We start from the raw sequence: 7,547 nt of genomic DNA on the forward strand, positions 1-7,547 counted from the left end.
GCCAGGCCGCGGTCCGCCTCCTCCGCACCTGGCGCCGGGCGGACGGACTCCTTGCCGCGGCGCGCGCGCCGGCGGTCACGCAGCAGGTCGCGCGCGCGGCCATGGCGCGCCCGCAGCCACCGCGCCAGCTCCACCAGCTCGTCGCGCGGAGTCTCCTCCAGCAGCGGGTAGTGGCTGCGCTCGATCTGCCCGACCTCGTCTGCCGCCAGCAGGCCGCGCTCAGCCGAGAATGCCACGCTCATCGGTCTCGTCTCCTCACCATGTGGATCATGCCGCGGCCGGCGTGGCGCGCACCGCCACCTCGGCGCGGGCCAGCCGGCGGAACAGGTCGCGCCGCCGCGCCAGCGGCAGCCAGTCGTACAGGAATATCTCCGCCGGACGCCAGATCGCGACCCAGCCGAGGATCACCAGGCTCTCCTGCACCACGCGCGACGCCGTACGCTCGCCAAGACCGTCCGAGACCTGCACCGCCAGCAGCAGGCAGGTCGCCAGGATGGCGAGTCCGATCGCCAGCGCCTTGCGGCCGAAGCGAAACAGCTCCCGCAACTCGTCCGCCTCCGCCTGCGCGCGGACGCCGAAGAAGTGCCGGATCGAATCCGGCAGCGTGGCCGCGCCCGGCCGCGACGCCTCCCGCTCCGGCAGGTGCACCACGATCGCGATGGATGCGCCCGCGGGCAGCTCGCGCGCCCAGCCGACGATATACTGCTCCGCCACCGCATCCAGGTCGCCGTCGCGGAAGGGCGAGGGGTCCAGCGTGTGGAAGAGCTGCGCCGCGGTGTTCAGCCGCAGCTCGATCGCCTGCGCACCCGCCCCGCCATTCCGGCCGTTGCGGGTCGCGTCGCGGCGTTGCGGCGGCTGCAGCATCGGAGGTTCGGACACAGGTTCCCTGGCATGCGCGGCGCTCGCGCCCGGCCCCGCCTTGATAGCGCCGAACGCGCAGCGCGCGGCCATGCCGGGAATCCCAGGAGATGGCGCAGCGTCCCAATCCGGTGCAGCGCAGCAAGACCGTACTGGACGCTGGCGCCCCCGCCCAGGCCATGCTCCGATCCCGGCACGAACCGTGCGGGAGGGGAGTCATGCATCCGACCGTGCCGGCCTGCCCGGGGCCGGTTCTCGCGTGGCCGGCGGCATGAGTCGCATCGGGCAGCAGCTGGCCTTCACCACGCGGGACCTGCCGGCCGCGCATCAGTTTGAGGCATGGCACGCATCCTGCGCGCGAACGCTGAACGTCGCGCCGCTCGGGGATCCCGCTTCCGGCTTTCCCGCGGATCGGCAGGTCTGGGCCTTCGGGCCCTTCGCCCTCGGCACCATCCGCGCCCCGGCCTCTCGCCTGTCGCGGACGGCGGCGCATATCCGCCGGGACTCGCTCGACCACTGGATGATCAGCGTCTCGACCCGCGGCGACCGGCGCTTCCGCATCGGCGAAGACTGCGTCTCGGTGCCGGCCGGCGCGGCCAGCATCATGTCCTTCGACGAGGTGTTCGAATCCGAGCGCGGCGACACGGAGTGGACCTGCCTCTACCTCCCGCGGGACGCCTTCCCCGCCATCGGCCCGGCGCTCGACGCCTCCCGCCACCGTCCGCTCGACTTCTCGATGGGCCGCGTGCTGGCCGCCTATCTCGTGCAACTCGCGGCGGAGCTGCCCGGCGTCGAGGAGGCGGAGCTGCCGCGCCTGGCCGAGGCCACGCGCGCCATGGTCGCCGCCTCCGTCATTCCCTCGCCCGAGGCGATGGCGGCCGCCCAGGCGCAGGTGGAGCGCGTGCAGCTCGCGCGCATCAAGGCCATCATCCGGCAGCAGCTGCGTTCCGCCACGCTGCGGCCGGAGCGGCTGTGCCGCCTGGTCGGCGTTTCGCGGTCGCAACTCTACCGGCTGTTCGAGCCGCTGGGGGGCGTGGCGCGCTACATCCAGGCGGAGCGCCTGCGCGCCGCCTGCCGCGCGCTGGCCGCCCCGGGCGGCGGGCCGGAGATCTCAGCCATCGCGGAGGATGTCGGCTTCTTCGACCACTCCACCTTCAGCCGCATCTTCCGGCGGGAATTCGGCTGCTCGCCGCGGGAGTTCCGCGCCGCAGCGCTGGCGGGGCGTGCGCCGTCGCTGCGCGCCGGAATCGCGGGCCCCGCGCCACGCGACCTGGCGGACCTGCTGCGCCGGCTGTAGCGCCCGCCCCGCCGGCTACAGCGTGATGCACCTTCGTGGATCACACGGTACCTCTTGCCTGCGCAACCGATTCACCGCTTCAGCGATTCCGCTTTCGCGGATCTGGCACCAGGGATGTTTGGTCGCGGGCTTTGACGGTGCAGTCTTCTCCCCGGCATGGAGGGATGCGCTACGGCCGGGATTCTCCACGGCTGCGCCCGCACGACAGAGGCGGTCCGTCGCGCGATCCAGCATCTTCAATAGAGCCTGAGGGCGCTGGCCCGCCGCCACGGCGTCAACCCGAGAACCATAGCCAAGTGGCGGGCGCGCAGCGATGTCATCGATCGCCGGACCGGGCCGACCGAGCCCCGCTCCAGGACCCGATCGGCCCACCAGGAGGCAATCATCGCCGCCTTCCGCCGCCCTACCCGCTTGCCGCTCGACGACTGCCTTCATGCCCTGCAGCCCATCATCCCACACGCCCGGCAACGAGGCCTCAGCAGCGCCGCTCATCCGCGAGGCCATCGACCGCGGCGAGATCTTCCGCGCCCATGGCTTCAAACTCGCCTGTGCCCAGAGCCGCATCGACCACCGCCTCACCAAGCCCCACCATCCCTGGACCAACGGCCAAGTCGAGCGGATGAACCGGACGCTCAAGGACGCCACCGTACGGCGCTACCACGACGCCAGGCACGACGAACTGCGCCGCCACCTCGGGATCCTCCTCGATGCCTACAACTACGCCAGGCGCCTCAAGACCCTGAAGGGGCTCACCCCCTACGAGTTCATCTGCCGCTCATTGGCCGGAGAGCCTCACAGGTTCGCCGCCAACCCGCACCACCAAATGCCGGGACCAAACATCGCAGCCGTCGGGTCTGGGGTGGCATGGCCGTGCTGGCGTCGGTCCGCTCGGGTACATCCCGCTGTTTATGGGCTCTTTATACGGCGCGTTCCGATCTCGCATGGAGCCTTTACGCGCGCCGGGCCTACGCCCTGTCCGATCCTTCGGACGGAAGCCCCGATGCTTGATCTTCTCCTGCTGGCGCTCGGCGTCGGCCTCTTCGGCCTGATGGCCGCGTATGTGGCCGGCTGCGAGCGGGTGTGACCGCCGTGGCCGAACTCATCCTCGGCGGCGCCGTGACCGCCGGCCTCCTCCTCTACCTGCTGTGGGCGCTGCTGCGGCCCGAGGATCTCTGATCCCATGACGCTGATCGGCTGGGCGCAGATCGCGCTCGTCCTCGGAGCCATCGTGGCGGCCGCCATCCCGCTTGCCCGCTACATCGCCGCCGTCGCGACGGGGCACGTCACCTTCCTCGCCCCGGTCGAGCGCGCGATCTACGCGGTGGGTGGCATCGATCCCGCCCGCGGGATGGACTGGAAGGCCTACACGCTGGCGATGCTGGCGACGAACCTGACCGGCTTCCTGGCGCTCTACGCGCTGCTGCGGCTGCAGGGCGTACTGCCCCTCAACCCGCAGGGCTTCGACGGCGTCCCGCCCTGGCTCGCCTTCAACACGGCGATCAGCTTCGTCACCAACACCAACTGGCAGGCCTATAGCGGCGAATCGGCCATGAGCTACCTCAGCCAGATGGCCGGGCTCTCGGTGCAGAACTTCCTCTCCGCCGCCACCGGCATCGCGCTGGCCTTCGCGCTCTGCCGGGCCTTCGCCGGCGGCGGGCTGAAGGCGCTCGGGAACTTCTGGGCCGACGTCGTGCGGATCATCCTCTACCTGCTGCTGCCGCTGGCGCTCGTCGTGGGCCTGGCCTTCGTCGCGATGGGGATGCCGCAGACACTGGCACCCTATGTCGAGGCGACGACGCTGGAGGGCGCGACCCAGACCATCCCGCTTGGCCCCGTCGCCTTCCAGATCGCGATCAAGCATCTCGGCACCAATGGCGGCGGCTTCTTCGGCGTGAACTCGGCGCATCCCTTCGAAGGACCGTCCGCCCTGGCGACCGCGCTGCAGATCTGGTCGCACCAGGTGATCCCCTTCGCCCTCGCGCTCGCCTTCGGGCACATCGTCGGCGATCCCCGCCAGGGCCGGGCGCTGCTCGGCGTGATGCTCGCCTTCGTCGTGGCCGGCACCTGGATCGTCTATGCCGCCGAGGCGGCCGGCAACCCGCTGCACATCGCCGCCGGCGTGGATCCCGTGCTCGGCAACATGGAGGGCAAGGAGGTCCGGTTCGGCCAGGCGCTCGTCGCGCTGTTCACCGCGACGACGACCGGTGCCTCCAACGGCGCGGTGAACGCGATGTTCGACAGCTTCACGCCGCTCGGCGGGCTGGTGCCGCTGTTCCTGATCCAGCTCGGCGAGTTGCTGCCGGGCGGCGTCGGCTCCGGCCTCTACGGCATGCTCGTCCTCGTGCTGCTCGCGGTCTTCGTCGCCGGGCTGATGGTCGGCCGCACGCCGGAATACCTCGGCAAGAAGGTGCAGGCCCGCGAGATCAAACTCGCGATGCTGGCGGTGCTGGTGCTGCCGGCGGTCATCCTCGGCTTCACCGCGGTCGCGGTGGTGCTGCCGATGGCGGCTTCGTCCATCCAGGAGCAGGGGCCGCATGGCCTGACCGAGATCCTCTACGCCTACGCCTCGGCGACGGGGAACAACGGCTCGGCCTTCGGCGGGCTGACGGCCGACACGCCCTGGATGAACACGACGCTCGGCATCGCCATGGCGCTCGGCCGCTACGCGTACATCGTGCCGATGATGGCGATCGCGGGTTCGATTGCCGCCAAGCCGAAGCTCGCGGCGTCGTCCGGCACCTTCCCGACGCATGGACCGCTCTTCGCCGGGCTCCTGGCCGGCGTGATCCTGATCCTCGGCGGGCTGCAATTCATGCCCGCCCTCGCCCTCGGGCCCGTCGCCGAGCATTTCGTGCTCGCCGCCGGCAAGACCTTCTGAGGTCCGGCATCATGGACATGAGACCTGCGTTTCCGGCCGGTGAGGCGCGGCGCGCCGCGCGTGGCGGCGCGCTTCTTTCCGGCCCGATCCTGCGCCGCGCCGCGCTGGACGCCTTCACGAAGCTCGATCCGCGCCGGCTGGTGCGCAACCCCGTCATCTTCGTCACCGAGGTCGTCGCGATCCTGGTGACGATCCTGGCCATCCGCGCCCTGGCGCTCGGGCAGCCCTGGGCCTTCCAGGCCAGCATCGCGCTCTGGCTCTGGCTGACCGTGCTGTTCGCGACTTTCGCGGAAGCCGTTGCGGAGGGCCGCGGCCGCGCCCAGGCCGACAGCCTGCGCCGTGCCCGCACCGAGACGCAGGCCAAGCTGCTGCTGCGCAGCGACGATCGCGCGCTGTGGCAGCCGCGCGCCGCGACGGAACTGCGCGTCGGCGACCTCGTGCTGGTCGAGGCCGGCGACCTCATCCCCTCCGATGGCGAAGTGGCGGAGGGCATCGCCAGCGTCAACGAGGCTGCCGTGACGGGCGAGTCGGCGCCCGTCATCCGCGAGAGCGGCGGCGACCGCAGCGCCGTCACCGGCGGCACGCTGGTCGTCTCCGACTGGATCGTGGTGCGCATCACGGCGGCGCCGGGCTCGACCTTCCTCGATCGTATGATCGGCCTGGTGGAGGGTGCTGCGCGGCAGAAGACGCCGAACGAGATCGCGCTCGACATCCTGCTGGCCGGCATGACGATCATCTTCCTGATCGCGGTGGCGAGCCTTGTCGGGCTGGCGAGTTGGAACGGCCAGCCGCCCTCCGTTGCGGTGCTGGCGGCGCTGCTGGTGACGCTGATCCCGACGACGATCGGCGGCCTGCTCTCGGCCATCGGCATTGCCGGCATGGATCGCCTGGTGCGCTTCAACGTCCTGGCGACATCCGGCCGCGCGGTGGAGGCCGCCGGCGACGTGGACGTGCTGCTGCTCGACAAGACCGGCACCATCACGCTCGGCAACCGCCAGGCCGCGGGCTTCATGCCTGTTCCGGGCGTGACTGAGCGAGACGTGGCGGAGGCAGCGGTGCTGTCCTCTCTCGCCGACGAGACGCCAGAGGGCCGCTCCATCCTCGCCTTCGCGCGGGAGCGCTTCGGCATCGACGCGCCGGCGCTGCCGGAGGACGCGCGCGTCATCCCCTTCACCGCGCAGACCCGCATCTCCGGCCTCGACCTGCCCTCCGGCAGCTACCGCAAGGGCGCCGTGGACGCGCTGCTGCGCTCCCTCGGTGGCGAGGCGCCTGCGGAGATGCGGGCGGCGGTGGACCGGATCGCGCGCGCCGGCGGCACACCGCTGGCCGTCGCCCGGAACGGGCAGCTCCTCGGCGCCATCGAGCTGAAGGACATCGTCAAGACCGGCATGCGCGCCCGCTTCGACGCGCTGCGCAGGATGGGCATCCGCACGGTGATGGTCACCGGCGACAACCGCCTGACCGCCGCCGCCATCGCCGCCGAGGCCGGGGTGGACGACTTCATCGCGGAGGCGACGCCCGAGGACAAGCTCGCCTACATCCGCAAGGCCCAGGCCGAGGGCCGGCTGGTCGCCATGGCCGGCGACGGCACCAACGACGCGCCGGCGCTCGCACAGGCGGATGTCGGACTTGCCATGCAGACAGGCACCCAGGCAGCGCGCGAAGCCGGCAACATGGTGGACCTCGACAGCGACCCCACCAAGCTCATCGAAGTGGTGGAGATCGGAAAGCAGTTGCTGATCACCCGCGGCGCGCTGACCACCTTCTCCATCGCCAACGACGTCGCGAAGTACTTTGCCATCCTGCCGGCGATCTTCGTGGCCTCCTATCCGGAGCTCGGCGCGCTGAACGTGATGGGCCTCGCCACGCCCGAGAGCGCGATCCTCTCGGCGGTGATCTTCAACGCGCTGATCATCGTCGCACTCGTGCCGCTGGCGCTGCGTGGCGTGCGCTACGTGCCGGTCGGCGCCGCGGCGCTGCTGCGGCGCAACCTGCTGATCTACGGGCTCGGCGGCATCGCAGCGCCTTTCGTCGGCATCAAGATCATCGACGTGATCATCAGCCTCCTGGGGCTCGTCTGACCATGACCGCCATCCTCCGCCCCGCCATCGCCGTGGTCGTGCTGTTCACGCTGCTGCTCGGCCTCGCCGTGCCGCTGGCCTTTACCGGCCTTGCCGGCGTGGTCTTCCCGACCCAGGCCGGCGGCAGCCTGGTCGAGCGAGACGGCAGGGTGATCGGTTCGGCTCTGCTCGGACAGAACTTCACCTCGGACCGCTACGTCCACCCGCGTCCCTCCGCGACCGTGGAACCCGATCCGGAGAACGAGGGCGGCACGCGCGCAGCGCCGTACAATGCCGCGTCTGGCGCCGCATCCCAGCTCGGCCCCACCTCGGCCGCGCTGCTCGAGGCGGTGCGGGAGCGCGTCGCACCGCTCGGCGGCGGCCCGGTGCCGGCCGATGCCGCCACCGCCTCCGGCTCCGGCCTCGACCCGCACATCAGCCCGGAGACTGCCGC

At 71.3% G+C, this 7,547-nt stretch carries 6 protein-coding genes and 2 pseudogenes; 6 read left to right on the top strand and 2 right to left on the bottom strand.

Annotation, left to right across the window (positions count from 1 at the left end):
- A pseudogene (locus OZN99_RS20990) lies at positions 1-242 on the bottom strand (hypothetical protein); the annotation flags it as partial.
- Between the two features lie 25 nt (positions 243-267).
- Positions 268-864, bottom strand: a complete 597-nt coding sequence (locus tag OZN99_RS20995) for a hypothetical protein (protein ID WP_270937207.1) — start codon at positions 862-864, stop codon at positions 268-270.
- 265 nt (positions 865-1,129) lie between these two features.
- On the opposite strand from OZN99_RS20995, the gene OZN99_RS21000 reads away from it, so the two are divergent.
- From OZN99_RS21000 to OZN99_RS21025, 6 genes and pseudogenes are all read left to right on the top strand, one after another.
- On the top strand, positions 1,130-2,155 hold the full coding sequence (locus OZN99_RS21000) for a helix-turn-helix domain-containing protein (RefSeq protein WP_270937208.1): 1,026 nt from the start codon (positions 1,130-1,132) through the stop codon (positions 2,153-2,155).
- Between the two features lie 156 nt (positions 2,156-2,311).
- A pseudogene (locus OZN99_RS21005) lies at positions 2,312-2,996 on the top strand (integrase core domain-containing protein); the annotation flags it as partial.
- A 239-nt stretch (positions 2,997-3,235) separates the two neighbouring features.
- Positions 3,236-3,331: a K(+)-transporting ATPase subunit F gene (kdpF, locus tag OZN99_RS21010; RefSeq protein ID WP_270937209.1), complete on the top strand. Its 96-nt coding sequence runs from the start codon at positions 3,236-3,238 to the stop codon at positions 3,329-3,331.
- A gap of 4 nt (positions 3,332-3,335) precedes the next feature.
- Complete coding sequence (gene kdpA, locus OZN99_RS21015; RefSeq protein ID WP_270937210.1) at positions 3,336-5,033, top strand: potassium-transporting ATPase subunit KdpA; 1,698 nt, start codon at positions 3,336-3,338, stop codon at positions 5,031-5,033.
- 17 nt (positions 5,034-5,050) lie between these two features.
- Entirely contained in the window at positions 5,051-7,114 is a 2,064-nt protein-coding gene (gene kdpB, locus OZN99_RS21020; protein ID WP_456299892.1) for a potassium-transporting ATPase subunit KdpB, read from the top strand.
- Between the two features lie 2 nt (positions 7,115-7,116).
- Positions 7,117-7,547, top strand: a 431-nt coding sequence (locus OZN99_RS21025; protein ID WP_270937212.1) for a potassium-transporting ATPase subunit C, incomplete at its 3' end; no start/stop codon positions are given.

It is taken from the genome of Falsiroseomonas oryzae (genome assembly GCF_027856955.1).
Lineage (GTDB): Bacteria > Pseudomonadota > Alphaproteobacteria > Acetobacterales > Acetobacteraceae > Falsiroseomonas > Falsiroseomonas oryzae.

What these genes read in the sequence shown, in the direction of transcription:
- kdpA (WP_270937210.1), top strand. Translation starts at nt 3,336, where the DNA reads ATGACGCTGATCGGCTGGGCGCAGATCGCGCTCGTCCTCGGAGCCATC.
- kdpB (WP_456299892.1), top strand. Translation starts at nt 5,051, where the DNA reads ATGAGACCTGCGTTTCCGGCCGGTGAGGCGCGGCGCGCCGCGCGTGGC.
- OZN99_RS20995 (WP_270937207.1), bottom strand. Translation starts at nt 864, where the DNA reads ATGCTGCAGCCGCCGCAACGCCGCGACGCGACCCGCAACGGCCGGAAT.
- OZN99_RS21000 (WP_270937208.1), top strand. Translation starts at nt 1,130, where the DNA reads ATGAGTCGCATCGGGCAGCAGCTGGCCTTCACCACGCGGGACCTGCCG.